Annotated in this window: 28 protein-coding genes; 14 read left to right on the forward strand and 14 right to left on the reverse strand. The window is 73.0% G+C overall.

All coding sequences use genetic code 11. The features are described 5' to 3' along the window. Window positions 1-328 precede the first annotated feature (328 nt). On the forward strand, window positions 329-550 hold the full coding sequence (locus AB0G63_RS22740) for a helix-turn-helix domain-containing protein (protein WP_004002281.1): 222 nt from the start codon (window positions 329-331) through the stop codon (window positions 548-550). Between the two features lie 147 nt (window positions 551-697). Continuing rightward, on the forward strand, window positions 698-1,501 hold the full coding sequence (locus AB0G63_RS22745) for an enoyl-CoA hydratase/isomerase family protein (RefSeq protein ID WP_360753114.1): 804 nt from the start codon (window positions 698-700) through the stop codon (window positions 1,499-1,501). 160 nt (window positions 1,502-1,661) lie between these two features. Here the strand turns inward: AB0G63_RS22745 and AB0G63_RS22750 are convergent, their stop codons facing one another. Next, on the reverse strand, window positions 1,662-2,372 hold the full coding sequence (locus AB0G63_RS22750) for a nucleopolyhedrovirus P10 family protein (protein WP_360753116.1): 711 nt from the start codon (window positions 2,370-2,372) through the stop codon (window positions 1,662-1,664). A 112-nt stretch (window positions 2,373-2,484) separates the two neighbouring features. Between AB0G63_RS22750 and AB0G63_RS22755 the strand changes: the two genes are divergently transcribed. Genes AB0G63_RS22755 through amaP form a run of 5 tightly spaced genes read left to right on the forward strand, consistent with a single transcriptional unit; the run spans window position 2,485 to window position 4,837 of the window. After that, window positions 2,485-2,982, forward strand: coding sequence for an Asp23/Gls24 family envelope stress response protein (locus AB0G63_RS22755; RefSeq protein ID WP_360753118.1), 498 nt, complete (start codon window positions 2,485-2,487; stop codon window positions 2,980-2,982). A 43-nt stretch (window positions 2,983-3,025) separates the two neighbouring features. Further along, on the forward strand, window positions 3,026-3,211 hold the full coding sequence (locus AB0G63_RS22760; protein WP_351889585.1) for a hypothetical protein: 186 nt from the start codon (window positions 3,026-3,028) through the stop codon (window positions 3,209-3,211). Beyond that, window positions 3,211-3,591, forward strand: coding sequence for a hypothetical protein (locus AB0G63_RS22765; RefSeq protein ID WP_360753120.1), 381 nt, complete (start codon window positions 3,211-3,213; stop codon window positions 3,589-3,591). The genes AB0G63_RS22760 and AB0G63_RS22765 overlap by 1 nt, the downstream gene beginning before the upstream one ends. Then, complete coding sequence (locus AB0G63_RS22770) at window positions 3,588-4,253, forward strand: DUF6286 domain-containing protein (protein WP_360753123.1); 666 nt, start codon at window positions 3,588-3,590, stop codon at window positions 4,251-4,253. The genes AB0G63_RS22765 and AB0G63_RS22770 overlap by 4 nt, the downstream gene beginning before the upstream one ends. Then, window positions 4,250-4,837 carry an alkaline shock response membrane anchor protein AmaP gene (amaP, locus tag AB0G63_RS22775; protein WP_360753126.1) on the forward strand — a complete coding sequence of 196 codons (588 nt, stop codon included), beginning with the start codon at window positions 4,250-4,252 and terminating at the stop codon, window positions 4,835-4,837. The genes AB0G63_RS22770 and amaP overlap by 4 nt, the downstream gene beginning before the upstream one ends. A 43-nt stretch (window positions 4,838-4,880) precedes the next feature. On the opposite strand, the gene AB0G63_RS22780 is transcribed toward amaP, so the two are convergent. From AB0G63_RS22780 to AB0G63_RS22800, 5 genes are all read right to left on the reverse strand, one after another. Then, window positions 4,881-5,636, reverse strand: coding sequence for an SDR family oxidoreductase (locus tag AB0G63_RS22780; RefSeq protein WP_360753128.1), 756 nt, complete (start codon window positions 5,634-5,636; stop codon window positions 4,881-4,883). Window positions 5,637-5,640: 4 nt separating this feature from the next. Then, entirely contained in the window at window positions 5,641-7,428 is a 1,788-nt protein-coding gene (locus AB0G63_RS22785; RefSeq protein WP_360753131.1) for a glycoside hydrolase family 15 protein, read from the reverse strand. Window positions 7,429-7,724: 296 nt separating this feature from the next. Further along, window positions 7,725-8,519: an SURF1 family protein gene (locus AB0G63_RS22790; RefSeq protein ID WP_360753134.1), complete on the reverse strand. Its 795-nt coding sequence runs from the start codon at window positions 8,517-8,519 to the stop codon at window positions 7,725-7,727. Between the two features lie 48 nt (window positions 8,520-8,567). Then, the gene (locus tag AB0G63_RS22795; protein ID WP_324785397.1) at window positions 8,568-8,801 is read right to left on the reverse strand and encodes a hypothetical protein; all 234 of its coding nucleotides are present in this window, start codon (window positions 8,799-8,801) and stop codon (window positions 8,568-8,570) included. 80 nt (window positions 8,802-8,881) lie between these two features. Further along, complete coding sequence (locus tag AB0G63_RS22800; protein ID WP_360753137.1) at window positions 8,882-9,880, reverse strand: DEDDh family exonuclease; 999 nt, start codon at window positions 9,878-9,880, stop codon at window positions 8,882-8,884. A gap of 303 nt (window positions 9,881-10,183) precedes the next feature. On the opposite strand from AB0G63_RS22800, the gene AB0G63_RS22805 reads away from it, so the two are divergent. From AB0G63_RS22805 to AB0G63_RS22815, 3 genes are all read left to right on the forward strand, one after another. Further along, a complete protein-coding gene (locus AB0G63_RS22805) occupies window positions 10,184-10,894 on the forward strand; it encodes a VIT family protein (protein WP_360753139.1) in 711 nt (236 codons plus the stop codon). A gap of 131 nt (window positions 10,895-11,025) precedes the next feature. Then, window positions 11,026-11,919 (forward strand): sterol desaturase family protein, encoded by an 894-nt coding sequence (locus AB0G63_RS22810; protein ID WP_360753142.1) that lies wholly within the window; start codon window positions 11,026-11,028, stop codon window positions 11,917-11,919. A 68-nt stretch (window positions 11,920-11,987) separates the two neighbouring features. Beyond that, complete coding sequence (locus AB0G63_RS22815) at window positions 11,988-12,599, forward strand: lysoplasmalogenase (RefSeq protein WP_360753221.1); 612 nt, start codon at window positions 11,988-11,990, stop codon at window positions 12,597-12,599. A 36-nt stretch (window positions 12,600-12,635) separates the two neighbouring features. On the opposite strand, the gene AB0G63_RS22820 is transcribed toward AB0G63_RS22815, so the two are convergent. The 3 genes from AB0G63_RS22820 to AB0G63_RS22830 form a co-directional block, all read right to left on the reverse strand. Next, complete coding sequence (locus AB0G63_RS22820) at window positions 12,636-13,643, reverse strand: CopD family protein (protein ID WP_360753145.1); 1,008 nt, start codon at window positions 13,641-13,643, stop codon at window positions 12,636-12,638. 101 nt (window positions 13,644-13,744) lie between these two features. After that, window positions 13,745-15,154 carry a CoA transferase gene (locus AB0G63_RS22825; RefSeq protein WP_360753148.1) on the reverse strand — a complete coding sequence of 470 codons (1,410 nt, stop codon included), beginning with the start codon at window positions 15,152-15,154 and terminating at the stop codon, window positions 13,745-13,747. A gap of 194 nt (window positions 15,155-15,348) precedes the next feature. After that, complete coding sequence (locus tag AB0G63_RS22830) at window positions 15,349-16,875, reverse strand: S8 family serine peptidase (RefSeq protein WP_360753150.1); 1,527 nt, start codon at window positions 16,873-16,875, stop codon at window positions 15,349-15,351. A 248-nt stretch (window positions 16,876-17,123) separates the two neighbouring features. Between AB0G63_RS22830 and AB0G63_RS22835 the strand changes: the two genes are divergently transcribed. The 3 genes from AB0G63_RS22835 to moaA all read left to right on the forward strand — a co-directional run bounded on the left by AB0G63_RS22835 (window position 17,124) and on the right by moaA (window position 20,269). Next, window positions 17,124-17,480: a DUF485 domain-containing protein gene (locus AB0G63_RS22835; protein WP_360753153.1), complete on the forward strand. Its 357-nt coding sequence runs from the start codon at window positions 17,124-17,126 to the stop codon at window positions 17,478-17,480. Then, complete coding sequence (locus tag AB0G63_RS22840; RefSeq protein WP_360753156.1) at window positions 17,477-19,102, forward strand: cation acetate symporter; 1,626 nt, start codon at window positions 17,477-17,479, stop codon at window positions 19,100-19,102. The genes AB0G63_RS22835 and AB0G63_RS22840 overlap by 4 nt, the downstream gene beginning before the upstream one ends. A gap of 177 nt (window positions 19,103-19,279) precedes the next feature. After that, window positions 19,280-20,269 carry a GTP 3',8-cyclase MoaA gene (gene moaA, locus AB0G63_RS22845; protein ID WP_360753159.1) on the forward strand — a complete coding sequence of 330 codons (990 nt, stop codon included), beginning with the start codon at window positions 19,280-19,282 and terminating at the stop codon, window positions 20,267-20,269. A gap of 29 nt (window positions 20,270-20,298) precedes the next feature. Here the strand turns inward: moaA and AB0G63_RS22850 are convergent, their stop codons facing one another. Continuing rightward, window positions 20,299-20,523, reverse strand: a complete 225-nt coding sequence (locus tag AB0G63_RS22850; RefSeq protein WP_360753162.1) for a hypothetical protein — start codon at window positions 20,521-20,523, stop codon at window positions 20,299-20,301. Between the two features lie 245 nt (window positions 20,524-20,768). Continuing rightward, complete coding sequence (locus tag AB0G63_RS22855) at window positions 20,769-21,167, reverse strand: DUF3099 domain-containing protein (protein ID WP_360753224.1); 399 nt, start codon at window positions 21,165-21,167, stop codon at window positions 20,769-20,771. A 245-nt stretch (window positions 21,168-21,412) separates the two neighbouring features. Here AB0G63_RS22855 and AB0G63_RS22860 point away from each other — a divergent pair, with 245 nt between their 5' ends. Beyond that, entirely contained in the window at window positions 21,413-21,691 is a 279-nt protein-coding gene (locus AB0G63_RS22860) for a GlsB/YeaQ/YmgE family stress response membrane protein (RefSeq protein ID WP_360753165.1), read from the forward strand. Window positions 21,692-21,861: 170 nt separating this feature from the next. Here the strand turns inward: AB0G63_RS22860 and tyrS are convergent, their stop codons facing one another. From tyrS to AB0G63_RS22875, 3 genes are all read right to left on the reverse strand, one after another. Further along, on the reverse strand, window positions 21,862-23,130 hold the full coding sequence (gene tyrS, locus AB0G63_RS22865) for a tyrosine--tRNA ligase (RefSeq protein ID WP_360753168.1): 1,269 nt from the start codon (window positions 23,128-23,130) through the stop codon (window positions 21,862-21,864). Window positions 23,131-23,173: 43 nt separating this feature from the next. Continuing rightward, window positions 23,174-24,577, reverse strand: coding sequence for a metallopeptidase TldD-related protein (locus tag AB0G63_RS22870; RefSeq protein ID WP_360753170.1), 1,404 nt, complete (start codon window positions 24,575-24,577; stop codon window positions 23,174-23,176). A gap of 161 nt (window positions 24,578-24,738) precedes the next feature. Beyond that, entirely contained in the window at window positions 24,739-25,182 is a 444-nt protein-coding gene (locus tag AB0G63_RS22875) for a hypothetical protein (RefSeq protein ID WP_360753173.1), read from the reverse strand. Window positions 25,183-25,198 lie beyond the last annotated feature (16 nt).

Here is a 25,198-nt window from a genome sequence, read left to right on the forward strand (position 1 = left end):
CGTGATCAACGGCGTAGGGATCATTCGGCTCATCGTTGATCCATCATCTGAGTGAGATCGCCTGGTACCCGGGTGTGTCCGCCATCGATTTCGCGGCCGAGTCCTCCGTAGCCGGGGGCTCGGCCGCCGCGCGTCGCTGACCAGGAATTTCGCCGGTGAACCCGTTCGGCCCAACGGACGCGACAGTGCGGAAGGGGGCGTTCCGCATGTGGGGATGTGCTCCTGTCGTCACAAGCCTGTCTCACGGACCTTGCCGAATGGGTGGCCATGAGCGCCCGGAGGGGTGATCATGAGGAGACCAGAGCGCACTTCCCATGAGGAGGCACGGGTGGCCGAGACTCTGAAGAAGGGCAGCCGGGTGACCGGCGCCGCGCGCGACAAGCTCGCGGCAGACCTGAAGAAGAAGTACGACTCCGGTGCGAGCATCCGGGCGCTGGCCGAGGAGACCGGCCGCTCGTATGGCTTCGTTCACCGGATGCTGAGCGAATCGGGCGTCACGCTGCGTGGGCGTGGCGGGGCGACTCGCGGTAAGAAGGCCGCTTCGTCCTGACCCGGGCGGCCCATCGGCTTCGATGGTGGCCACCCGGTCGGTCTCCCCTCGGCCCTTGAGGGACCCGGGGGGACGCGAGACCGGCCGGGTGGTTACTGTGCAGTCACTTAGCTCTGCTCTGCTGACCGCACTCATCGGAGGCGCCCCATGGCTTCGCCCGCCCAGGACCTCGGTCCGGTACTCGACAAGGACGGCGTACGGCTCACCGTCGACGACGCGATCGCCACGGTGACGCTGACCAACCCGGCCAAGCGCAACGCGCAGAGCGCCCCCCTGTGGCGGGCGCTCGCCGAGGCGGGGCGGCTGCTGCCGGGGTCGGTCCGTGTCGTCGTGCTGCGCGCCGAGGGCCAGTCGTTCTCGGCCGGTCTCGACCGGCGCATGCTGACGCCCGAGGGAATCGAAGGCGAGCCGACCTTCCTCGACCTCGCGCGCAGCAGCGACAGCGAACTGGACGCGGCCATCGCCGAGTACCAGGAGGCGTTCACCTGGTGGCGGCGCAGCGACATCGTGTCGATCGCCGCTGTCCAGGGACACGCCATCGGGGCGGGCTTCCAGCTCGCGCTCGCCTGTGACCTGCGCGTCGTCGCGCACGACGTGCAGTTCGCCATGCGCGAGACCAGCCTCGGACTGGTCCCCGACCTCACCGGCACGCACCCGCTGGTGAGCCTGGTCGGTTACGCCCGGGCGCTGGAGATCTGCGCCACCGGGCGCTACGTGCAGGCCGAGGAGGCCGTGAGCACCGGCCTGGCAAACCTCGCCGTGCCCGCGGACCAGCTCTCCGACGCGGTGCGGGACCTGGCGTCGGCGCTGCTGGCCGCCCCGCGCGACGCCGTGGTCGAGACCAAGGCGCTGCTGCGCGGCGCGCAGGGACGTTCGTACGACGACCAGCGCGCCGCCGAACGCGCTGCCCAGGCCCGCCGACTGCGGGACCTCGCCGGCCTCGGCGAGTAGACCCTCAGCCGACAGCGGCCAGTCGACCGGCCGAGCGGTCAGCTGACCGGTCGACAGCGGCCAGTCGACCGGCCGGCATCGGTCAGCCGGTCAGCCGGCATCGGTCAGCCGGTCAGCCGGTCAGCCAGCATCGGCCAGCCAGCCGACCGGCCGACAGAGGTCAGTCGACCGCGGTCACCAGCACCGCCACCGTCGGACGCCCGGGCAGCGTCCCCGCGACCGCCCCGCGGACCCGCCGGGCCACCTCCACGGCCCGGTGGCCCGCTTCCACCGCCACCTCCACCCGGACGTGACGGTGCGGCAGGCCGGCCCGTGTCCCCCGCTCCTCGACGTGCACGGCGCGCCCCAGCACGGCCGTCAGCCGGGCCACGCCCGCCACCGCCAGGACGGCCGCGGTGACGCGTTCCTCGTCCGGCGTCACCGGCCGCGCGGCCTCCGGTGGCCGCGGCGACGCGACGGGCGGGCGCTCCGGCTCGGCGTCCAGCAGGGCCGCCACCCGCAGGTCCACCTGCGTCACCGCCGGCCCCAGCAGCCGCACGGCCGCGGCGGCCAGGGCCGCGCGCAGCCGGGCCGCCGTCGACGGCAGCGGCTCGGCCGCCGTCGCCGCGAACTCCGCCGTCACCCGCAGCGGGCCGGGCGGCAGGGCGCCGGGCGGCGGCGGCACGACGGGCTCGGACACGTCCTCCGGGTCGGCCAGCGCGATCCGCAGCGCGTCGACCCGTACGCCGGGCACCTCCCGCGCCGCACGCCGCAGCACCGCCCCGGCCGCCTCCTCCGAGATCCACGCGCCGTCGCGGGGGCCGCCCAGGGGCAGCAGCCGGCCGAGCGCCAGCCGCTGCCGTACCGCGTGCGTCCACTGCTCCGCCGTCATTGCTCCAGACTGCCGCATCTCCGGCGCACCGCGGCACAGGCACGCTTACCGTGGTCGAAGGGGGACCACCGCACGACCGGACGACCAAGCGACCGGAAGGGACGTGACCGCGATGAGCGAGATGACGGAGCGGAACCGGCCGGGGACCCCCCCAGGGCAGAACGAGGTGCCGGAGACTCCCGCCACGCGCAGGGTGCAGGCGGCCCGGCGCGGCAGCGGGGACCCCGCCACCCGCGGGCGCACCACCATCGCCGACGGCGTCGTCGAGAAGATCGCCGGAATGGCCGCGCGGGAAGTGCTCGGCGTGTATACCCTCGGCAGCGGGCTCAGCCGCACCTTCGGCGCGGTGCGCGACCGGGTCCCGGGCGGCTCGAAGTCCGTGGCACGCGGGGTGAAGGCCGAGGTCGGCGAGGTGCAGACCGCGCTCGACCTGGAGATCGTCGTCGAGTACGGCGTGTCGATCGTCGACGTCGCCAGGGCCGTCCGGGAGAACGTCGTCGCGGCGGTGGAACGCATGACCGGCCTGGAGGTCGTCGAGGTCAACATCGCGGTCAGCGATGTCAAACTGCCGGAGGAAGAGGGCGAGGAGCCGGAGCCCCGGATCCAGTGACCGGACCGCGCCGGACCGTCCGCACCGCTGAGGGGAGCGCACCATGAGCAGGGCCGTGGTCGGCATGATCGCCGGAATGGCGCTGGGGTTCGCCGGATACTTCGGCGGGTTCGGGGCCTTTCTGCTGGTGGCCGCCATGGGCGCGGTCGGCTTCGTCGTCGGCCGGTTCCTGGAGGGAGACCTGGAGGTCGGCGACTTCTTCCGCTCGCGTGACGACCGGCGGCGGTGATGTCCGTGAGTGCCGGCGCCGACGCGTCCCACGGACCCCTGGCCGTCGTCGCGCCGGGCGAGCGCGGGGCGACCCGGATCGCCGACCGGGTGGTCGCCAAGATCGCCGGACAGGCCGCCCGGGAGGCGCTCGGGGAGCTGCCCGCCTCGGCCGCGCCCCCGTACGCCACCGTCGTGGTGCGTCATGAGTCCGCCCACGTCCGCGTCCACCTCGAACTCGGCTACCCGTGCGACATCGGGGCCCGGTGCCGTGCCGTGCGTCGGCACGTGGCCCGGCGGGTAGGCGACTTGGTGGCAATGGAGGTGCCGGAGGTCGCCGTCCACGTGGAACGGCTGCACCTGGCCCCGGCGCACGACGTGGCACAGGGGAGGACGCGATGAGCGAGCCCCAGGGCCCCCAGGGCTTCGAGGGCACGACACAGCGGCTGCCGGTGGTCGAGCGGGACGCCGGCCCGGACGAGGCGTACGGGCCGCCGCCCCCGCCGCAGGGCGAGGGCGGCCGGGAGAGCCGCTTCTGGTCGGCGCGCCGCGTCCCCGCGGGCGTCACGGCGCTGCTGCTCCTGCTCGTCGCGGGCGTCTTCCTCTACGACATCGCCGCCGTGCGGGCCAACCGCCCCGCCATGGGCTGGCGCCGGGAGCTCGCCCGGCAGCTCGCCGAGCGGCCCCTCGACGACACCTGGGTGCTGTTCGGCGCGGCGGTCGCCGCCGTCCTCGGCCTGTGGCTGCTCGTGCTGGCCGCCACGCCCGGCCTGCGCGACGTCCTGCCGATGCGGCGCACCCACCCCGACGTCCGCGCCGGACTGCACCGTGCGGCCGCCGCCCTGGTGCTGCGCGACCGCGCCATGGAGGTGGCCGGGATCCAGTCGGTGCGGGTGCGGATCGGCCGCGCCCACGCCGACGTGCGCGCCGTCTCGCACTTCAGGGACCTGGACGACGTGCGCGCCGACCTGGACACCGTGCTCACCGACGCCGTCGGCGGCCTGGGCCTGGCCCGGCCGCCCGCCCTGTCGGTGCACGTGCGTCGGCCCGGACGGAAGGGGTGAGCGCCGTGCTCACGATCGTCAACCGGGTGCTGATCGGGACGGCCGGCCTGCTGCTGTTCCTGCTGGGCGGCTCCGTGCTGGCCGTCGGCCTGGGCCTGCGGCCGCCGTCCTGGTGGATCCACCACGGACGGCACGACGTGCTGCTCAGCTACGCCGAACGGACCCGCTGGCGGGACGCCGGCTGGTGGTGGCCGACCGTCCTGGCCGTCCTCGCCGTCCTGGTCCTGCTGGCACTGTGGTGGCTGACCGCGGTCCTGCGCCGGCACCGCCTCGCCGAGGTCCTGGTCGACACCGGCGACGGCGAGGGCGCCCTGCTGCGGGGGAAGGCGCTGGAGGGCGTGCTGGCCCGCGAGGCGGGCGAAGCGGACGGCGTCGCGGCGGCCGGCGTCCGGCTCACCGGCCGGCGCACCGCGCCCGAGGCCCGCATGGCACTGCGTCTGGAGCCGCACGTGGACCCCGGCACGGTCCTGCACGACCTCACGGGCCGGGCCCTGAGGCACGCCCGCGACTCGGCGGGCCTCGCCGCGCTCCCCGCGGAGATTCGCCTCAGCAGCGTCAAATACCGTGCGGAGAGGGTGAGCTGACGGCGGCGGAGGACGGGTGGGCCGCCGTGAAGGGCGGCCGGGCTCAGAACCCGTGCCGCATCCCCCCGTCCACCGGCACCATGATCCCCGTCAGATAGGACGCGGCCGGCGACAGCAGGAACGCGGCCACCCGGCCGAACTCCTCCGGCGCCCCGTACCGCCGCAGCGGGATCCGCGACTCCTGGGCGGCCCTGGTTGCCTCCGGGTCCGCGGACAGCGCGTCCAGCTCGCGCACCCGGTCGGTGTCGATGCGGGCCGGCAGCAGCCCCAGCACCCGCACGCCCCGCGGCCCCAGCTCGTCCGCGAGGGACTTGGCGAACCCGGCGAGCCCGGGCCGCAGGCCGTTGGAGATCGTCAGCGCCGGTATCGGCTCGTACACCGACGTGGACAGCACGAAACCGATGACGCCGCCCGCGTCCAGCTCCGCCGCGGCCGCCCGCGCCAGCCGCACCGCGCCGAGGAACACCGACTCGAACGCCGCGCGCCACTGCTCGTCCGTGTTGTCCGCGACGAACCCGGCCGGCGGTCCGCCGACGCTGACGAGGATGCCGTGGAAGCCGCCGAAGTGCTCGCGCGCCGCCGCGATCAGCCGCGCGGGCGCCTCCGGGTCCGCGTTGTCCACGGCCACCCCCGCGGCGTTCGGCCCCAGCGCGGCAGCCGCGCCGGCGACCCGCTGCTCGTCCCGCCCCGAGATGACCACCTTCGCCCCGTCGGCGACGAGTTCCCGCGCGGCGGCGTGGCCGAGGCCGTTCGTGCCTCCGGTGACGACGTACACCCGGTCCTTCAGTCCAAGATCCATGTCCCTATCCTGCCTCCTCGTCCCCGAACAGGGCGAGGGCGGTGTTGACCAGGCCGATGTGGCTGAACGCCTGCGGGAAGTTGCCGAGGTGGCGGCCGGCGACGGGGTCGTACTCCTCCGACAGCAGCCCCACGTCGTTGACGAGGCCCACCAGCCGTTCGAACAGCTCCCGCGCCTCCGCGGTGCGGCCGGACGCGTGCAGCGCGTCCGCGAGCCAGAACGAGCAGACCAGGAAGGCCCCCTCACTGCCGGGCAGCCCGTCGACGGTCGAGTCGTCGCTGCTGTAGCGGCGCAGCAGCCCCTGGTGGTCCAGTTCCTCGCGGACCGCGTCGATCGTGCCGGTCACGCGCGGGTCGTCGGGCGGCAGGAAGCCGACGCGCGGGATGAGCAGCAGCGAGGCGTCGAGCTCGCGGGACCCGTAGTACTGGGTGAAGGTGCCGCGTTCGGCGTCGTAGCCCTTCTCGCACACCTCGCGGTGCACCTCATCGCGCATCTCGCGCCAGCCGTCGAGGTCGCCGCTCAGCTCGGGGTGGGCCTCCAGCGTCCGCACGGCCCGGTCGGCGGCCACCCACGCCATCACCTTGGAGTGGACGAAGTGGCGCCGGCCGCCGCGCACCTCCCACAACCCCTCGTCCGGCTGCCGCCAGTGCGTGCGCAGCCAGTCGACGAGGGTTCGCTGGAGCGCCCAGATGTCCGGCCTGGGTGCCAGCCCGGAACGGCGTGCCAGCGCCAGCGAGTCCATCACCTCGCCGTACACGTCCAGTTGGAGCTGGTTGACGGCGCCGTTGCCGATCCGTACCGGGGTGGAGCCGGCGAAACCGGACAGCCACGGCAGCTCCAGCTCGGACAGCCGCCGCTCGCCCGCCAGGCCGTACATGATCCGCAGGTCCGCCGGGTCGCCCGCGACCGCGCGCAGCAGCCAGTCCCGCCAGGCCGCCGCCTCCTCGTGGTAGCCGCACGCCAGCAGGGCGCCGAGGGTGAGGGTGGAGTCGCGCAGCCAGCAGTAGCGGTAGTCCCAGTTGCGCACCCCGCCCGGATCCTCCGGAAGCGAGGTGGTGGCGGCGGCGACGATGCCGCCGGTCGGCGCGTAGGTGAGGGCCTTCAGCGTGATGAGGGAGCGCACCACCGCGTCCCGGTGCGGGCCCCGGTAGCCGCAGCGGGCGGTCCACGCCCGCCAGTCGGCGACGGCCGCCTTCAGCGCCCGGTGCGGGTCGGTCTGCCGGGGGCGGGGCTCGTGGGAGGGGTGCCAGGTGAGGACGAACGCCACCTTCTCACCCTGGGAGACCGTGAACTCCGCACGGGTGCTGAGGTTTTCGCCCCAGGTGTGCACGGCGGGCTCGCTGCGCAGCCAGACCGAGTCCGGCCCGGCGACGGCCACCCGGTGACCGTCGGTCCGGCGCATCCACGGCACGATGGAGCCGTAGTCGAAGCGCAGCCGCAGCACGCTGCGGACGGTGACCTCGCCGCGCAGCCCCTCGACGATGCGTACGAGGTCGGGAGCGCGGTCGCGCTGCGGCATCAGGTCGGTGACGCGGATCGCGCCGTCGGCGGTCTCCCACTCGGTGTCCAGCACCAGGGTGCCGGGGCGGTAGGCGCGCCGGGTGCAGGGGCCGTCGACGCCCTTCGGGGCGATGCGCCAGTGGCCGTTGTCCTCGTCGCCGAGCAGGCGGGCGAAGCAGGCGCCGGAGTCGAACCGGGGCAGGCACAGCCAGTCGACCGAACCGTCCCTGCCGATCAGGGCGGCGGTCTGTTCGTCGCCGACGATCGCGTAGTCCTCGATGCGAGGGTGCACGCAAGTGCGGGTTCCCGGCGAGGTCGTGGCGCAATCACGCAGCGGACCGGGCGAGTGACGCCCTGGCACCGGGGAGCGGCGAGTACAGCCGCGTCTCCCGGACAGGACGGCGCCGGCCGGGCCGCTGCCGGCCGGCCGCTGCCGCCGCGGCGGGGCGCGCGGAAGGCGGCCGGGCGGACGGGTGGACGGGTGGACGGGTGGACGGGTGGACGGCGGATGGGTGGACGGCGGACGGGCGGACGGCGGACGGGTGGACGCGGGGCTGCCGCCGCCCGGACGTCCTCGTGCCGCGCCCGTCAGACGGAGGCCGGCTCCGCCGGTGCCGACCGGTCCCCGGATGCCGCCTGGGCCCGGTCGCGCGCCTCACGGCGCACCAGGGCCCACCAGCCCACGGGGACGGCCGCGGCGAACAGCCACCACTGGATCATGTACGCGTAGTTCAGCGGCGCGTCCTCGCTGCCCGGATCGGAGATCAGCTGCGGAGTGCCGCCCTTCGGCTCGGGCGCCGTCTGCTGGACGTAGCCGCCGAGGACCCGGGCGCCGAGCCGGCGCGCCTGCTCCGCGCTGTCGATCAGCATGATCTGCCGGTCCGGCAGGCCCTTGAGGTCCTTGATGCCGCTCGCCGCGGTCGTCTCGTCGGGCATCAGCCGCCCGGTGACGGTGACCTGCCCGCGCGGGGGAGCGGGGACCTCGGGGAACGCGCTCTGGCTCCGGTCGTTCGCGGGGACCCAGCCGCGGTTGACCAGCAGTACCTTGCCGTCGGTCAGCGTGAACGGGGTCAGGACGTGGTAGCCGACCTCGCCGTCGGAGTTGGTGCGGCGCCGGACGACGACCTCATGGGCGGTGTCGTAGCTGCCCCGGGCGGTCACGGTGCGGTACTTCTGCTCGCCGGTCACGGCGTGTCCGGGGGAGGTCAGCCGCTCCACGGGTACCGGATCGGCGTGCAGCGCCTCGGAGACCTGCTGGTTGCGGGCGCTGCGCTCGTCGTAGCGGTGCATCTGCCAGAAGCCCAGCCTGATCATGGTGGGGATCAGGAGCAGGGCGACCAGGGTGAGGATCACCCACTGCCGGGACAACAGGAAGCGGTACACCCCACGACCGTACAACCCGGGCGGGGGGTGTCCGCGAGCGGGTCGGGTTCAGACCCGGTCGACGATCCCCGTCCTCCCCTCCGCGCGGGCGCAGTGGCCGCCGCAGTACCAGTGGCCCTCGACCTCGACACCCTGGCCGATGATCTGCACCCGGCAGTGCTCGCAGATCGGGGCCATGCGGTGGATCGCACAGGAGAAGCAGTCGAAGACGTGCACCGCGCCCTGCGCGTGGACCTCGAAGGTCATTCCGTAGTCATTGCCGCAAACTTCACATCTCGCCATGCGCCACAGAGTGGGCCGTCGCCGCCGCGCGGGCGAGCGGGCCGTGGGCGAGTCGCGCGGCAATCACCCGTCCGTACGGGTCACTCGTCCGCCGGTTCCACGTCTCCGAGCAGCTGCCCGAACGCCGCCTCGTCGACGACCGGCGTCCCGTACTGCCGCGCCTTGAGCACCTTGGACGTGCCGGCGTCCGGGTCGTTCGTGACGAGCAGGCTGGTCAGCCGGGACAGGCTCGTCGCGACGTGCAGCCCGGCCTCGACCGCGCGGTCCTCCAGCAGCTCGCGGTCGACCGAGGTGTCCCCGGAGAAGGCGACCCGCATGCCCTGCTTGAGCGGTCTGCCCTCCTGGTGCCGCCCCGGGTTGGGATACGGGCAGGGCGGCCTCTTCCGGGACGGGCGCCAGCCGCCGGTGCGGTAGCCGCCGTAGCCGCCGTAGCCGTCGGCCTGCCGGCCGATGCGCGGGGCGGGCCGGTCCGTCCACTCCGTCAGCGGCCGGCACTCCTGCAGCGGCAGCCGCACGCTGCCCGCCGCGGCCGCCCGGAGGCTCGGCCGGAACGCCTCCGCCAGCACCCGCGCGTCGTCCAGCGCGTGGTGCGCCCGCTGCTGCACGACGCCGAAGTGGGCGGCCAGCGACTCGAGCTTGTGGTTGGGCAGCGGCAGGCCCAGCTGCTTGGACAGCGCGATGGTGCACAGCCGCTGCCGCACCGGCGCCTCGCGCTCGGCGCGCGCGTACTCCCGGGCGATCATCTGCCAGTCGAACACCGCGTTGTGCGCGACGAGCACCCGGCCCCGCAGCCGGGCCGCGAACTCCTCGGCGACCTCCCGGAACAGCGGCGCCCCTTCGAGCACCTCGCTCGTCAGGCCGTGTATCCACACCGGGCCCGGGTCGCGCTCCGGGTTGACGAGTGTGTACCAGTGGTCCTCGACATCGCCGCGCGCGTCCAGCCGGTAGACGGCCGCGGAGATGATCCGGTCGTCCCGGGCCAGGCCGGTGGTCTCCACGTCAACGACCGCGTATCCCTGGGGATACGCGGCCGGCCACGTCGTGGGGGAGGACGCAGGCGTCGTGCGGTCTTCGAGCATGGTTCCTGAGGATAAGGGCCGTGACTGACAGTCCTCTCCGTCAGGTGCCTTCCCGTGCAGACGTGTTCGGGCATCTGTGCTGCCCGTAATGTCTGCAATGTTCGCAATGTCGGCATGTGTGGCGGGCGTCGCGATCGTCGTGGACCGCGAGCCGGGGGCGCGCGAGCCGGGGGCGCGCGAGTGCTGCCGGTCCCGCCTCAAGGGGCGCTGTTCCGTGGGCGGTTGGAATCCCGGGCGTCTGACGGCCTGATCCGCGGCGCCCCGCTGCCGGGTGGGAACCGGAGGAGGTGAGACCATTCCGGCGTGATGGAACCTACGCACGACGAGGCGCACGAGGGTGGAATGGGCCAGCGGCTCAACTGGCTGCGGGCCGCCGTCCTCGGCGCCAACGACGGCATCGTCTCCACCGCCGGCCTGGTCGTCGGCGTGGCCGGAGCGACCGACGACCGGGCGGCCCTGCTCACCGCCGGGCTGGCCGGGCTGCTGGCCGGGTCGATGTCGATGGCCGCCGGGGAGTACGTGTCCGTCTCCACCCAGCGGGACTCGGAGAAGGCCGCTCTGGCCATGGAACGGCGGGAGCTGCGCGAGTCGCCGGAGGCCGAACTGGAGGAGCTGACCGGGCTGTTGGAGGCGCGCGGACTGTCGCGCGAGGTCGCCCGGGAGGCGGCCGAGCAGCTGACGCGCCGGGACGCGCTGCGCGCGCACGCGCGCGTGGAGCTCGGCATCGACCCCGACGAGCTGACCAACCCCTGGCACGCGGCATGGGCGAGCTTCCTGGCGTTCACCGTGGGCGCGCTGCTGCCGCTGCTCGCGATCGTGCTGCCGCCCGCGGACTGGCGGCTGTGGATCACCGTGGTCTCGGTGCTGGCCGCCCTCGTCCTCACCGGCTGGTCGAGCGCCCGGCTGGGCGCCGCCGCGCCGGGCCGGGCGGTGCTGCGCAACGTCATGGGCGGGGCGCTGGCCATGGGCATCACGTACGCGGCGGGGACCCTGTTGGGGGCGGTCGGGGTGTGAAACCCTCCGCGGCAGCCGGACCGCGGGCCGTCCATTGGCGGAGACGGCCAAGAAGCAAGCGCGTACCCCTGGTAATACTTGTCGGTAACAACCTCTAGCCTGCGGCTCACCGGCGCCTCTACGGTGCCCTCATGCCGAACCTGCCCGATGTCGTGCTGTGGTCGATACCCGCCTTCGTGCTGCTCACCGTCGTCGAGATGGTCAGCGTGCGGATCCATCCCGACGAGGACGCCGCCGGCTACGCGGCGAAGGACGCCGCGACCAGCGTCGGCATGGGCCTCGGCAGCCTCTTCTTCGACTTCCTCTGGAAGATCCCGATCGTCGCGGTCTACACGGCGGTCTACGAACTCACGCCCCTGCGGGTCCCCGTCCTGTGGTGGACCGTCCCGCTGATGCTGCTCGGGCAGGACTTCTTCTACTACTGGTCCCACCGCGGCCACCACGTCGTCCGCATCCTGTGGGCCTGTCACGTCGTCCACCACTCCAGCCGGAAGTTCAACCTCACCACCGCGCTGCGCCAGCCCTGGACCTCCCTGACGGCCTGGCCGTTCTACCTCCCGCTCGTCGCCGTCGGTGTGCACCCGGCCGCGCTCGCGTTCTGCTCCTCGGTGAGCCTCGTCTACCAGTTCTGGATCCACACCGAGCGGATCGACAAGATGCCGCGCTGGTTCGAGTTCGTGCTCAACACGCCGTCCCACCACCGCGTCCACCACGCCTCCCAGGGCGGCTACCTGGACCGCAACTTCGGCGGGATCCTCATCGTCTGGGACCGGCTGTTCGGATCCTGGGTGCCGGAGACCGACCGGCCCGTCTACGGATTGACCAAGAACATCGACACGTACAACCCGGTCAAGGTGGCCACCCACGAGTACGTCGCCATCGCCAGGGACCTCAAGGCGGCGGCCGGCTGGCGCGAGCGGGCCGGACGGCTGCTGCGCGGGCCGGGCTGGCAGCCGGCGCCCGCCGCCGCGGTGCGCGCCGAAGGAACGGTCGAGGGAACGGTCGAGGAGACGGCGGCCGCGTGAACCCCCCGCGCTTCTCCCGAGCGGCGTCGGCCGCCCTCACCGCGTTCACCGTCACCGCGCTCGTCGACCTGGTCAGCCTCGCGACCGGCTTCCATCCCGGGCACACCGCCGCCAAGCCGCTGCTGATGCCGCTCCTGGCCGCCTGGGCCGCGCTGCGGGGAGCGCCCCGGCTGCTGATCGCCGCCCTCCTGCTCGGCTGGGGCGGCGACGTGCTGCTCATGTCCGGCGCCGACGCGGCCTTCCTCGCCGGGATGGCGTCCTTCGCGGCCGGGCACGTGTGCTATCTCGCCCTGTTCCGCGCCTACGGCAGCGCACGCGCGCGTACCGGTCCGCTCGCCCTCGGCTACGCGGTCGTCCTCGCCGTGACGGTCGTCCTGCTGTGGCCGGACCTCCCGGCGGGCCTGCGGGTGCCCGTGGCCTGCTACAGCACCCTGCTCACGGCCATGGCGTGCACCGCCGCCGTCCGCTTCGGCGCCGTGGCGGGTCTCGGCGGCGCGCTGTTCATGCTCTCCGACACCCTCATCGCGACCGGCATCGCCGAGTGGCCCCAGCCGCCCCGCCCCGATTTCTGGGTCATGCTGACGTACACGGTCGCGCAGCTCCTCCTGGCCCGGGGCGTCCTCGGCGAGCGCCCCGCACCGCGGGAGCCGCGCCGGGCGGTGCGCTCGGCCGCCCCGTGAGCGGGCCGTGCGAACGGTCCCGGCGCGGGCCGGGGCTCACCATCTGACGGGCACCGGCAGCGCCGTCAGCAGCCCCGACACCACGACCACCGCCGCCAGGACGACGACCTCCGCCCGTGCCGGGGCGCAGGCGGTGAGCGGGCGGGCCGCCCGGCGCAGCCGGATCCGCGCCCACAGCGCCAGCACGACGACGGCGACCACCAGGATCATCTTGGCGAGCAGCGTGCGTCCGTACGCGGTCGTGGTCAGCTGGTCGAGGATCGTCTCCGGCGGCATCCGGCGCAGCGAACTGCACACTCCGGTCGCGGTGATGGCGGCGAGCAGGACGGCCGCCACCCGCGCGTACAGGCCTAACAGGGCCGCCCCCGTCTCGCCGGGGCCCCACCGCCGCAGCGTGCGCAGGGCGTGCAGCAGACCGCCCGTCCACAGCGCCGCGCACGTCAGGTGCACCACCGTCAGGCCGGAGCCGAGCAGCGGGGTGTGCTCCGTCGGGGGGTGCGCGCGCAGGGCCTCCGCGACGACCACCGCGGCCAGCGGCCACAACTGGCCGGCCGGACGGCGGGAGACGGCGCACAGGCCCGCCGCGAGGAAGGCGTTGACCTCCACCAGGGCGAGCTTGCCCTCGCGCGAGGCGTACAGGCCCCCGACGTCGACCTGGGCGAGGCTGTGCGGCACCAGGTTGCCCGTCGCCACCACCGAGGCGAGCCCCAGGGCGGCGACGAAACCGGCGGCGGCCGCGTAGGGGGCCCAGCTGCGGGGTGCGACGGCCGGGGCGCCGGGCACGGAACGGGCGAGCCCCCGGACGAGGAACTCGCCCGCCGGCACGCACAGTGCCAGGAACAGCACCGCTCGCAGCAACGCGATGCCGCCGTCGCCGGGCGCGGCGGCCTCTCCGGTGCCGCGCAGCGCGGCGGACGGGCCGAGCAGGGGTATCAGCGCGCCGAGCGCCACCAGGGCGAGCAGGGCGGCGGCCCGGCCGGCACCGGGCCGCCGTATGGACCCGCTCGCGTCGGCGGCCTCCGGCGTGGGTCTCGTCAAAGTCACCCCAGGATCTTCACCAGCCATCGCAAAACCGGGCAAGTCAAGGAAAACGACCGACCGTACGGCATTTCGCTCATAGGTACGTTTCCGGCCCGGTCCGGGAGTCAGGCCCAGCGCGGCGCGTCCGACCCCCAGGGCGTGGCCGGCCGCACCCAGTCGGCGGGCCCGCCGGCGAAGGAAACCGGAGGCAGGGCGTATCGCAGCCGCCCGATCGCGCTGTCCGTCTCGGCGAGACGGGAACCCGCTTCGCCGCGAGCCGCGTGCCCCGCCTCGCCCGCCGCGCCCGGGCCGATCTCCGTGGTCAGCCATTGGGCCGTCCGGGCCAGTGCCAGCCGCACGAGCCGGCCGCCGCCCTCCCGCGACTGCTCGGTCAGCGCCCGCAGCACGGCCGCCGCCAGCAGGTACCCGGTGCCGTGGTCGAGGGCCTGCGCCGGCAGTGCGCCGGGCCGCTCCGCCGATCCCTCCAGGACGGCGATCCCCGAGGCCGCCTGCACCAGGCTGTCGAAGCCCCGCCGTCCGCGCCACGGCCCGTACGCGCCCCACGCCGACAGCTGCGCCACGACCAGGCCGGGCCGCCGCTCGGCCAGCGCCTCGGGCGACAGGCCGAACCGGTCCAGGGCGCCGGGCCGGTAGCCGGTGACGACCACGTCCGCCGCCGCGAGCAGTTCCTCGAAGGTGCGCCGGTCGGCCGCCAGGTCCAGCGTCGCCGAGCGCTTGCCGAAGCCCGTGTCGGCGTGCTGGTCGGGCAGTTCGGGCAGCTGCGGCGCGTCCAGGCGCAGCACGTCCGCGCCGAGCAGGGCGAGGGTGCGGGTGGCGACCGGTCCGGCGAGGACCCGGGTGAGGTCCAGGACGCGCAGGCCGGCGGCGGGCAGCAGGGGCGCGCCGGCCTGCGGGGGGAGCACGCGCGCGAGCCCCGTGCCGAGCCGCTCGCGCTCGACGAGCGGCCGCCGGGCCACCTCGGCCGCCTGCTCGTGCGCGGCCCACTCCTCCGGCGTCCGCAGCGCCACGGCGAGGCCGCTGGCCGCGCACACGGTCTCCTCGGCCTCCGCCGAGGACCGCTCCGCGAGCGCCGCCGCGACCGCGGCGACGGCCTCGGGGTCCTCCGAGCCCTCGGGGCCCTCGGGGCCCTGGGACACGCCCAGCGCCTCCAGCAGCCGCGCCCGGTGGTGCGGGTAGTTGGCGTGCGTGCGCACCCAGCCGTCCGCCGTCCGCCAGAACCGCGACAAGGGTGCGAAGGCGACCGGCGCCCGGCCGTCGATCAGCAGGTGCCGCTCACTGTGGAACGCCGCGGCGACGGCCTGGTCGTCCACCGTGACCGCCGGCACCTCGTCGAGCCCGGCCCGCCGGGCCGCCAGCTCGGCGGCGGCCAGGGCGCACGCCCCGACGCAGGCCCGGGCCAACTCCCGCACCGGCAGACGGGCTTCGAGCGGGCCGGGGCGCACGACGGTCGAGACACGCGAGAGGAGGGCGGGGTCGCCGCCCAGCGCGCTCCAGGCGAACATGATGTCAGTCATGACTCAACTATGCATTATTGATTCAATCAATATAAAACCTCACTGCGTCAAGTACCGGAGCGCCCGAACGGGGCCTGTGCCCGAGCGGGCCCGGAGCGCGCGAAAGGGGCCGGACGTTCCCGTCCGGCCCCTTCACTCCGCGCCGCCGATCCCGCGCGGGAAGCCCGGGGGGCCGAAGTCCCCCGGGAAGCGGGTTACTTCACCGCGCGCAGCGCGTTGACGACGCCGAAGCCGTAGAACCCGTTGACGCGCTTGCCGCCCACGCAGGTCGCGTCCACCACGCCGTCGCCGTTGCCGTCGTACGGCTCCGTCGGGCAGCCCGGGTTGTCCGCCTGCGCCTTCAGCAGCGCCTGCAGCTGGGCCGGGGTCGCCCACGGGTGCGTGGACTTCAGCAGCGCGGCGACGGCCGCGACGTGCGGCGAGGCCATCGAGGTGCCCTGCAGGAAGCCGTACTGGTTGTTCGGCATCGTGGAGAGGATGCGGCCGTTCTTCGACGGGGTGTCCGGGATCTGGTACTTGTCGCCGCCCGGTCCCGCGACGTCGACGACGCCGTCGCCGTAGCTGGAGTAGTACGACTTGGTGCCCTTGACGCCCGTCGCGCTGACCGTGACGACGCCCGGAAGCTGGGTCGGCACGTCGAAGCACTCGTGCGGGTCGATCGTCCGGGTCACGGCGGTCGAGTCGTCGGGGCTGGAGTCGTCGACCAGGGCGTCGGAGTCCAGGTCGTCGTTGGAGTTGCCCGCGGAGGCCACGTTGAGCGTGCCCTTGCTCCGCGCGTAGAGCTGCGCCCTGTTGACCGCGTCGACGATGGCCCGCTGGTCGGGGTCGTCCATGCAGTTGTACAGCCACGGGTCGACGTAGTAGCTGTTGTTCGTGACCTCGACGCCGTGGTCGGCGGCGAACACGAAGGCGCACACGACGCTCTCCGGGAAGAACAGCGAGTTCTCGTCCGGCTGCGCCACGGTGATGCTCGAGACCTTGACGCCGGGGGCCACGCCCGCGACGCCGATGCCGTTGCGCGCCGCGGCGATCTCGCCCGCCACGTGCGTGCCGTGGTAGTGGTCGGCGTCCACCGGACGCCAGGACCCGTACGTCGTGTCCGCCTTGCCGCTCACGCAGTTCGCGGACTGCGCGGCGGAGAAGTTCGGCGCGATGTCGGGGTGGGTGTCGTCGACGCCGGTGTCGATCACCGCGACGGTCACCTTCTTGCTGCCCGGGTTGATCTCGGCCGCCTTGTCCGCGCCGATCGCCCGCAGGTCCCACTGGTCGGCCTCCAGGGGCTCCTCTCCGGCCGCGGCGCTGCCCGCGACCTTCGCGGCCTCCGCCTTGGAGAGGTACTGCACGGCGCCCTCGTCCGTCGTCCCCGCCGCGGTGACCGGCGAGGTGCGCGAGGCGCCCGCCGACTGCACGCCGCGGACCTTGCGTATCTGCTGGGCGAAGTCGGGGTTCGCGGAGTGGGCGACGATCACGCCTATCTTGTCGTAGGCCACGACCACGGTGCCGCCGGCCGCGGTGATCGCGTTCTTGACCGACTCGATCGTGTGATGGTCGGTCTTCGTGTTAACGAGGTACGCGTAGGTCTCCGCGTCTGCTGCCTGAGCCGTCGACTCCGCCCGCGGGGCGGCCTGGGCCGCCGCCGGCAGGAAGCCGAGCGAGGCGGTCAGGGACAGCACGACCGGCACCGCGAGAGCGAGCCGGCGTCTTGAACGCAGATGAGCCATGGGGTCTCCACATCATCCTGAAACAGAACCGCCCGAGACACAGGTGCTGCTCGGGCAGGTACATGACGGGTGGTGCAGACCCGAAACTATCTTCCGCAGTCGTTGGCCAGCAATGACTTACCCCAGGTGACTTCGGAAAGAACGGAAGGGGTTTGAACCCGTCCTCGTGCCGCGCCGTGCCCTTGGACAGGGAACGCGAGGACACTCGCGCCCGGTCCCCGTCACCACCCGCAACGCGAGGAGACTTCGTGGCCACCGACGCACCGCCCCCCTCGAAAACCGAAGACCGGCTCCCGTCCGCCGAGAAGTTCGAGGAGGTGCAGAAGAGCGCGGAGTTCGCCGAACTGCGCCGCTCCCACCGCTCGTTCGCCTTCCCGCTGACGATCGCCTTCATCGTCTGGTACCTGCTGTACGTCCTGCTGTCCAACTACGCGGGCGACTTCATGGGCACCAAGGTGGCCGGCAACATAAACGTCGCCCTCGTCCTGGGGCTCGCCCAGTTCCTCACCACGTTCCTCATCGCCTGGTGGTACTCGCGGCACGCCGCCGCGAAGCTCGACCCCAAGGCGCAGGCGATCAAGTCCCGGATGGAGAACGGCGAATGAGCCACGCACAGACCACCCTGCTGGCTGCCGGAGCGGCCAGCGAGCACCGGACCCTGATCATCAGCCTGTTCTCGGTGTTCGTCCTCGCGACCCTCGTCATCACCGTCTGGGCCGGCCGCCAGACCAAGGACGCCGCCGACTTCTACGCCGGCGGGCGGCAGTTCACCGCCTTCCAGAACGGCCTCGCCGTCTCCGGCGACTACATGTCCGCGGCCTCCTTCCTCGGCATCGCGGGCGCCATCGCCCTGGCCGGCTACGACGGCTTCCTGTACTCCATCGGCTTCCTGGTCGCCTGGCTGGTCGCCCTGCTGCTGGTCGCCGAGCCGCTGCGCAACTCGGGCCGGTACACCATGGGCGACGTCCTCGCCTACCGCATGCGCCAGCGCCCGGTCCGCACCGCCGCCGGCACCTCCACGATCGTCGTGTCGATCTTTTACCTGCTCGCGCAGATGGCGGGCGCGGGCGTGCTGGTCTCGCTGCTGCTCGGCATCACCAGCGACGGCGGGAAGATCGCCATCGTCGCCCTGGTAGGCGTCCTGATGATCGTCTACGTCACCATCGGCGGCATGAAGGGCACCACCTGGGTCCAGATGGTCAAGGCCGTGCTGCTGATCATCGGCGCCCTGCTGCTGACCTTCCTGGTGATGCTGAAGTTCCACTTCAACATCTCCGACCTGCTCGGCAAGGCCGCCGAGAACAGCGGCAAGGGCTCCGCCTTCCTCGAACCCGGCCTGAAGTACGGCGCGACCTCGACCTCGAAGCTGGACTTCGTCTCGCTCGGCATCGCCCTGGTCCTGGGCACCGCGGGCCTGCCGCACATCCTGATCCGCTTCTACACGGTGCCCACCGCCAAGGCCGCCCGGAAGTCCGTGAACTGGGCGATCGGCCTCATCGGCGCCTTCTACCTGATGACCCTCGCGCTCGGCTTCGGCGCCGCCGCGCTGATCAAGCCGAACGAGATCATCGCCTCCAACAAGGCCGGCAACACCGCGGCGCCGCTGCTCGCCCTGCACCTGGGCGGGGTCGACTCCAACTGGGGCGCCGTCCTGCTCGCCTCCATCTCGGCGGTCGCCTTCGCCACCATCCTCGCCGTCGTCGCGGGCCTGACCCTGGCCTCCTCCTCGTCGTTCGCCCACGACATCTACGCCAACGTCATCAAGAAGGGCCAGGCCAGCGAGAAGCAGGAGGTGTCCGCGGCCCGCTGGGCGACGGTCGCCATCGGCGCCGTCTCGATCTTCCTGGGCGCCCTGGCCCGCGACCTGAACGTGGCCGGCCTGGTGGCCCTGGCGTTCGCGGTCGCCGCCTCCGCCAACCTGCCGACGATCCTCTACAGCCTCTTCTGGAAGCGCTTCACCACCCAAGGAGCCCTGTGGTCGATCTACGGCGGCCTGGTCACCGCGGTCGGCCTGGTGCTGTTCTCGCCGGTCGTCTCCGGCAAGGAGACGTCGATGTTCCCGGACGCCGACTTCCACTGGTTCCCGCTGGAGAACCCCGGCCTGGTCTCCATCCCGGTCGGCTTCCTGCTCGGCGTCATCGGCACCTACCTGTCCAAGGAGGAGCCGGACGCCGCCAAGTTCGCCGAACTCGAGGTGCGCTCCCTCACCGGCACCGGCGCCCACTGACCCGCCCGCCGGCAACCCCCTGAGCGGCCGCGTCGCAGGATCCCTGCGGCGCGGCCGCGTCCTGTCCCGGGGACGGGGCACCCCGTTCCTGGGACGGGGCACCGTCGATGTCGGTGCCGTCGCGTACGCTCGCAACTGACGCAGAACGACCGATCCGCCACGAGGGAGGGGGCCCACGTGCTCATCGACACCTACGGCCGGGTGGCCACCGACCTGAGGGTCTCGCTGACCGACCGGTGCAACCTGCGGTGCACCTACTGCATGCCCGAGGAGGGCCTGCAGTGGCTGGCGAAGCCCGACCTGCTCACGGACGACGAGATCGTCCGCCTGATCGGCATCGCCGTCACCTCCCTGGGCATCGAGGAGGTGCGCTTCACCGGCGGCGAGCCCCTGCTGCGTCCCGGACTGGTGGGGATCGTCGAGCGCGTCGCCGCCCTGGACCCGCGCCCCCAGACGTCCCTCACCACCAACGGCATCGGCCTGAAGCGCACCGCGCCGGCCTTGAAGGCGGCGGGCCTGGACCGGGTGAACGTCTCGCTGGACACCCTCCGCCCGGACGTCTTCAAGGCACTCACCCGCCGCGACCGCCACAGGGACGTCATCGAGGGCCTGCACGCCGCCCGCGAGGCGGGCCTGACCCCGGTCAAGGTCAACTCCGTCCTGATGCCCGGGCTGAACGACGACGAGGCCCCCGACCTGCTGGCCTGGGCCGTCGAGCACGACTACGAGCTGCGCTTCATCGAGCAGATGCCCCTGGACGCGCAGCACGGCTGGAAGCGCGAGGGCATGGTCACCGCGGGCGACATCCTCGCCTCCCTGCGCACCCGCTTCGAGCTGACCCCGGAGGGTTCCGACGCGCGCGGCTCGGCGCCCGCGGAGCGGTGGCTCGTGGACGGAGGCCCGCAGCGCGTCGGCGTCATCGCCTCCGTAACCCGCCCGTTCTGCGCGGCCTGCGACCGCACCCGCCTCACCGCCGACGGCCAGATACGCACCTGCCTGTTCGCCACCGAGGAGACGGACCTGCGCGCCGCCCTGCGCTCCGGCGCCCCCGACGAGGAGATCGCCCGCATCTGGCGGCTGGCGATGTGGGGGAAGAAGGCCGGCGCGGGCCTGGACGACCCGGCGTTCGTCCAGCCCGAGCGGCCGATGTCGGCGATCGGCGGCTAGACCGCGACGACGGTCAGGTGCGACGACGGCTACGCCCGGCCGTCGGACCCTTCGGGCGCCTGCCAGTCCTCGAGTTTCACGACGTCCTTCAGGAACCCCCGTACGCCCAGGAACTGCGACAGGTGCTCGCGGTGCTCCTCGCACGCGAGCCACGTCTTGCGCCGTTCCGGCGTGTGGATCTTCGGGTTGTTCCACGCCAGCACCCACACGGCGTCGGCGCGGCAGCCCTTCGCGGAACAGATGGCGTCACTCACGGATCAGTCTCTCCACCGCTTCGTCTCTCCACGCCCTCGTCCCGCAACAGCGGCGGACAAGGCGACGCCGAGCAGCCACGGGGGGAGCTGCCCGGCGTCGGTCTGTCGCTCCGACGGGGGATGCGGAGCGCCTACGAAGTATGTCATGGGTCACCGGTCGCCCGGCACTGGAACAACATGATTGATCTGAGGTTTTCTTGAGCTTGGCGCCAAGTCGACCCCCGGCCGCCGCCCTGCCGCCGGGGTCAGGTCCGCTCGCGCGGCTCGCTTCGTTCTCCCGGCGCGGGCCCGGCCGCGACATCTTCCGGATCGGGTTCCGCGAAACCGTCGTTCGTCCGCGGCGGCGCGACCATGGGACGCACCGGAGCGGTGATGAACGTCGACGGCAGGGACGGCGCGTTCTCGCGCCCGGCGTTCGCGACCACCACCGCGATGTAGGGCAGAACCGCCCCGAGCACCAACGCCACGATGGCGACGGGCCGCTCCACGTTCCACAGGCAGGCCGCGAGGATCACCGACACCGTACGGATCGACATCGAGATCACATACCGGCGCTGCCGCCCGCGCACGTCCTCCTGGAGGCCGGTCCGGGCTCCGGTGATCCGGAACACCTGGACGTTGCCGCCGCCGCGTTGCTTCCGCATCGCATTCCACCATCCGCCCGTCTCGGACTTCTCCACACCCCGGGACCGGACCGCTCCGTCGGGGAAAAACAGCCCGGACACGTCCACGTTACGCCGCGTCCACGCCGCCCACGAGACCGGGTCCCCTCCCCGCCTGCGCGGACGCCCTCGGCCCCGGCACGTACGGCGGCCCCCGACATGCGCCGTACGGCTTACGGCCGGACACTCGACGTACCGCTCACGTCGAGCCGTAGCAGGAGGCAGCCATGGGGTGGTTGTGGGCGATCATCGTGGGATTCGTACTGGGCCTGATCGCGAAGGCGATCATCCCCGGCAAGCAGCACAGCCCCCTGTGGCTGACGACGATCTTCGGCATGCTGGGCGCGATCGCCGGCAACGCCGTCGCCCGTGCGTTCGGCGTCGAGGCGACCCCCGGCATCGACTGGACCCGCCACATCTTCCAGGTGATCGCCGCGGTCATCATCGTCGCCCTGGGCGACATGCTCTACATGGCGACCCTGGGCAAGAGAAAGGAACGCGCCTGAGGCGAACGTGCCCGCCGACTCCCGGGAAGGCACCCGCCGCCCCCCGGGAAGGCACCCGCCGGCCCCCGAGAACGCAAGTGGCGGGCCGCGAGAACGGGAGTGGCGGGCCGCGGCCCCAAGGCCACGCCCCGCCCACGTCCCACGTCCCACGCCCCGCGCGCTCGCGGCGCTCAGGCCCCGGTCACCTCGACGGCGGCCAGATTCCGCTTGCCCCGCCGCAGCACCAGCCACCTGCCGTGGATCAGGTCCTCCTCGGCGGGGACGGCGTCCTCACCGGCGACCTTCACGTTGTTCAGGTAGGCGCCGCCCTCCTTGACCGTGCGCCGCGCCGCCGACTTGCTGGCCACCAGGCCGGTCTCCGCGAACAGGTCGACGACCGGACCGAGCGTGGCGACCCGGATGTGCGGCACCTCGGACAGGGCCGCCGCCAGCGTCCGCTCGTCCAGCTCCGCCAGCTCGCCCTGGCCGAAGAGGGCCTTCGACGCGGCGACGACGGCGGCGGTCTGGTCGGCGCCGTGCACCAGCGTCGTCAGCTCCTCGGCCAGCGCCCGCTGCGCGGCACGGGCCTGCGGCCGCTCCTCGGTCTGCCGCTCCAGCTCCTCGATCTCCTCGCGGGAGCGGAAGCTGAAGATGCGCAGGAAGTTCGACACGTCCCGGTCGTCGGCGTTCAGCCAGAACTGGTAGAAGGCGTACGGCGTGGTCAGCTCCGGGTCGAGCCACACCGTGCCGGACTCGGTCTTGCCGAACTTGGTGCCGTCCGCCTTGGTGATCAGCGGGGTGGCCAGGGCGTGCACCGAGGCGTGCGGCTCCACCTTGTGGATCAGGTCGGCGCCCGCGGTGAGGTTGCCCCACTGGTCGCTGCCGCCGGTCTGCAGCGTGCAGCCGTAGCGCCGGTACAGCTCCAGGAAGTCCATGCCCTGCAGGATCTGGTAGCTGAACTCGGTGTAGCTGATGCCCGCGTCGGAGTTGAGCCGCCGGGCGACGGCCTCCTTCGCGATCATCTTGTTGACCCGGAAGTGCTTGCCGACGTCCCGCAGGAACTCGATGGCCGACAGGCCCTGGGTCCAGTCCAGGTTGTTGACCATCAGCGCGGCGTTCGGCCCGTCGAAGTCCAGGAACCGCTCGATCTGGCCGCGCAGCCGCGTCACCCAGCCGGCCACCACCTCCGGATCGTTGAGCGTGCGCTCCGCGGTCGGCTTCGGGTCGCCGATCAGGCCCGTGGCGCCCCCGACCAGGCCCAGCGGGCGGTTGCCCGCCTGCTGGATCCGGCGCAGCGTGAGGATCTGCACGAGGTTGCCGAGGTGCAGGCTGGGCGCGGTCGGGTCGAAGCCGCAATAGAACGTGACGGGGCCGTCCGCGAACGCCTTGCGCAGTGCGTCCTCGTCAGTGGAGAGGGCGATCAGCCCGCGCCACTTCAGCTCGTCGACGATGTCCGTCACGGTTCTCGTGTCTCCTCGAGTGGGCTCGTAATCAGGTACGAGGTTATACGCCCTGGCTGACAGAGCTCATATTGAAGTCCGGCACCCGCAGCGGCGGCATCGCGGCCCTGGTGAACCAGTCGCTCCACTCCCTGGGCAGCGTCTTCTCGGTACGCCCGGCCTCGGTGGCCCGGGCCAGCAGGTCCACCGGCGACTCGTTGAACCGGAAGTTGTTCACCTCGCCGGTCACCTCGCCGTTCTCGACGAGGTAGACGCCGTCCCGGGTCAGACCGGTCAGCAGCAGCGTGGCCGGGTCGACCTCGCGGATGTACCACAGGCAGGTCAGCAGCAGACCGCGCTCCGTGCCGGCCACCATCTCCGCCAGGGAACGGTCGTCACCGCCGTCCAGGATCAGGTTGTCGATCGCCGGGGTCACGGGCAGCCCGGTCACGGCCGCGGTGTGCCGGGTGGTCGTCAGGTGCGCCAGCTCGCCCCGGCGCATCCAGTCGGTGGCCGTGAGCGGCAGGCCGTTGTCGAACACCGACTGGTCGCCGCTGGAGGAGTGCGCGATCACGAACGGCGCCGACTCCAGGCCCGGCTCGTCCGGGTCGCTGCGCAGCGTCAGCGGCAGCTCGGCCAGCCTGTCGCCCACGCGGGTGCCGCCGCCCGGCCGGGAGAACACCGTGCGGCCCTCGTCCGCGTCCCGGCCCGACGCCGACCACATCTGGTAGATCAGCAGGTCGGCGACCGCGGTCGGCGGCAGCAGCGTCTCGTACCGTCCCGCGGGCAGCTCGACCCGTCGCTCGGCCCAGCCGAGCCGGACGGCGAGCTCCGCGTCCAGCGCGGCCGGGTCGACGTCCTTGAAGTCGCGGGTGGAGCGGCCGGCCCACGCCGAGCGCGTACGGTCGGGCGACTTGGCGTTCAGCTCCAGGGTGCCGTTGGGCTGGTCGTGGCGCAGGCGCAGACCGGTCGACGTGCCGACGTAGCTGGAGACCAGCTCGTGGTTGGCGAAGCCGTACAGCTCCCGGCCGCCCGCACGCGCGCGTGCGAACGCCTCGCCGAGCGCCGGGGCGAAGTCGGCGAACACCGCGGAGGTGGTCTCCGCGGGCGCCGCCGTGAACTCGGGCGACCGGTCGACGCCCGCGACCAGCGGCTGCGCATCCTCGGCCGGGCCCGCGCCCCTGGCCGCGGCCTCGGCGGCCCGCACCAGCGGCTCCAGCTCGTCCACGGTCACGGCCGCCCGGGAGACGACGCCGGAGGCCGTGCCCTGCTTGCCGTCGACGGTCGCGATCACGGTGAGCGTGCGCCCGCGCGTGACGCCGTTCGTGGTGAGCGCGTTGCCCGCCCAGCGCAGGTTGGCGGTCGACCGCTCGTCGGCGATCACCACACAGCCGTCCGCGGTGGACAGTTCGAGGGCCCGCTCGACGACCTCGTGCGGCTTGTGCGCCTTGTCGGTACGCGCGCTCATCGACCGGCCTCCTGCGTGGTGTTGAGGATGTTGACGCCCCTGAACAGGCCCGACGGGCAGCCGTGCGGTACGGCGGCGACCTGCCCGGCCGGACCTGATGCCGGGCCGTGGATCAACGCAGAGACTACCCAGCGGGTGTGCCTACGGAGAGCGCAATTCTCTCACTGCGGCGGAGACGGTCCGCGGTCTGCCCGCCCCGCGCCCGTCCCGGTGAGACACGACCACGCGATGGCGCAGCTCGCCACGCCGGCGAGCAGACCGATCAGCGTGTCCGGCCCCGGGTCCCCGGCGCCGCCCGCCTTCAGGAACGCCGCGGCGATGGCCAGTTCGCCGACACCGAGCACGATCAGCCAGCCCATACGCAGGGCGCGAGGCGTCCCAGCCCTGACCCGCGCCGAGCCCAGCAGGGCGGCTCCGCCGGTCATGGCGAGCAGCGCCACGGCGAGCACCGCCGCGTACAGCGCGGTGCCGGAGGGGCTGGGATCGGTGTGGTCGATCCCGGCGGTGTCGGGCACCAGGAAAGTGAACGCGAACTCGAGCAGGGCGACGTAGGCGACCTGGCCGAGCAGCAGTACAGGTGTCACCCGGCGGTGGAACACGGTCATGGTGCGTCGCTCCTCA

It is taken from the genome of Streptomyces sp. NPDC020996, assembly GCF_040641355.1.
In the GTDB taxonomy this organism is placed as follows: Bacteria; Actinomycetota; Actinomycetes; order Streptomycetales; family Streptomycetaceae; genus Streptomyces.